We start from the raw sequence: 2,149 nt of genomic DNA on the forward strand, positions 1-2,149 counted from the left end.
GGCTCTGGCGCACTCTTCGTGAAGTAACGTTGGAATCTTGGGCTGCTTCCGGCGTTGATCCGTTGATCTCGCATACTCAGGTATGTGATCGATGAGGCAGCTGCCGTTCGGGAGGTTCGGCGATTCGCTGACGCCCTGCGTGAGATTCGGGGACGTCTGTTCAAAGACTTGGCGCCGATCGCGGACGTAGCGGGCCTTCTCTCTGCTGTTCGGTCGGCCCGGGAGTTGCCTCGAGAAGGGGTGACCAGTAGCGGCATCCAGTATGTCGTTCACGGTGCAGGCTGCCGGATGACTGCTGATGACGGGCGGGAAGTCGATGTCGATCTCGTTGACGATCCGGCGACGGGCGAGGAGGTGGAGGCGTTCGACGGTTGGCGGGTTCGATGGTTCATTGACGAAGCGGCGGATGGCGGGCTGCAGACTGCGGACGTGACCGCGGCATGCCGCTATCTGGCCGAGGTCGGTGAGCTTCGGGAAGTGGTCCCTCGGCGGTGGTTCGCGCTCGTGCAGGATTGAGGCACTTGGGCTTTGATCATCGGGGCGCGAGCATGACCCTTTTGCGTAGCAGGTCGAAGCCGGCTCGGCCGTACATCTGTCGTTTGATCATTTTGATCCGGTTGACGTTGCCCTCGACCGGCCCGGAGCTGAAGGGCAGAGCCAGCCCGGCGGTGACCGCGGCGAGGTCGGCGGTCAGGCCGGTGGCGAAGCGGCTGATGCCGGGCAGCGTGGCTTGTTCGGCCGCAGTGATCCATGTGGGAAGCCGTTCGCCGTGCAGGTGGGTCATCATGTCGGCGAAGGAACGCACTAGATCGGCAGCGGAGCGCAGCTCGGGGCACCGGTCGAGAATGCTCTGGAGCTGCTCGGTGTCGCGGCTGACAAGGTTGTCCGGGTGCCGGCAGACCCAACCGGTCACCTGCCGCACTGACGGCGGGCGGGGCGCTCTGGTCAGGTCGGGTTTGCTGCGGTACTGCTCGACGAACTTGCGGACGATCGCATAGCTGCCGGTAAAGCCCTGCGTGGCGATCTCCCGATAGAGGGTGCTGGCTTTGAGAAAGCCTTCACCGATGCGTCGGGCCAGGTAGGGCTTGAACGGGTCGACCAGGCTCGGCCGTGGCTTCTGCCCTACCACCAGTTCCTGCCAGGTAGCGGCGTGGGCGTACTTGGATACTGTTCGGCGCGACCAGCCGAGATGTCGGGCGATTTGCCGGAAGCCGGCACCCTGTGTCAGCAGTTCGTGGACCAGAGCGTGATGGGCGCGGCGCCGATCGGCCATCGTTCCGGTCGGATCGGCGGCCCCGGTCTCGGCGAGCTCCTCGAGCGTCGTTTCGGCGGGCTCGGCAAGGCAGCTCTTATGCCGGGCGACGCACTTCTCCACGGCTGTAGCCAAGTTCTGCCAGAGGTGAAATCGATCCGCGACCTGCACCGCTTCCGGCGCCGCGGTGCGAGCTGCCTCCGCGTATGCCGAAGCCCGGTCCCGGCAGATCACCGCGGGCTTCGTGTGCTCCCGCAGCCACGCCGTCACCGGCTCGGCATCGCGTCCCACCAGTACATCCACGACCTTCCGTGTCTCGCAGTCGATCAGCACGGTGCCGTAGTGGTGGCCCCGCTTGATCGCGAAATCGTCAACTCCGAGCACCGCGATGTCACCGATGGGCGGGTCGGGCAACGCGCGGACCAGCCGAAGGAGGCGATCTCGGCCGGTCGGCATGCCCAACGTCCCGGCGAGCCGGGCGCCTGCTCGGCCAGCGAGCGCTAGTCCGATCGCCGTCAGCATCCGCCGCAGCCCTTCGCTCATGCGTGACCAGCGGCGAGTCAGGCCGTCGACCTGCTCGACGAAGGTCTTGCTCCGGCATCCGGGGTTATCGCAGAAGAACCGTCGCACCTTCAGCATGATCCGTACCAGCCGCCCGGCAATCGGTGCATCGGTCAACGTCCGCCGATACCGCGAATGGATCCGGGACGATGACTTCGAGCAGGCAGGGCATGCCGCCACCTCACCACGCACGGCGGCCGTGAGGAGCACAACGGCGCCGGAGTGCACCTCTTCGATCTCGAGGTCGGCGAGGTGAGGAAGGAGTTGCTCGACAGCGTCACACAGCCGGACAACGACTCATCGTCCGGCATCCATCACACAGTTCGCGCCAGAGCC

The 2,149-nt window shown here is 65.7% G+C and carries 2 protein-coding genes; one reads left to right on the top strand and one right to left on the bottom strand.

Features of this window, described 5'->3' with window-relative positions; genetic code table 11:
* The first annotated feature begins 288 nt into the window (after positions 1-288).
* Positions 289-516, top strand: a complete 228-nt coding sequence (locus tag AB0M02_RS46665) for a hypothetical protein (RefSeq protein ID WP_364238983.1) — start codon at positions 289-291, stop codon at positions 514-516.
* 16 nt (positions 517-532) lie between these two features.
* On the opposite strand, the gene AB0M02_RS46670 is transcribed toward AB0M02_RS46665, so the two are convergent.
* Entirely contained in the window at positions 533-2,041 is a 1,509-nt protein-coding gene (locus tag AB0M02_RS46670) for an ISL3 family transposase (RefSeq protein ID WP_364238984.1), read from the bottom strand.
* Between the last annotated feature and the right edge of the window lie 108 nt (positions 2,042-2,149).

Source organism: Actinoplanes sp. NPDC051861 (genome assembly GCF_040681145.1).
Lineage (GTDB): Bacteria > Actinomycetota > Actinomycetes > Mycobacteriales > Micromonosporaceae > Actinoplanes.

Bases quoted from the DNA above. Each gene is read 5' to 3' on its own strand.
- AB0M02_RS46665 (WP_364238983.1), top strand. From the start codon at position 289: ATGACTGCTGATGACGGGCGGGAAGTCGATGTCGATCTCGTTGACGAT.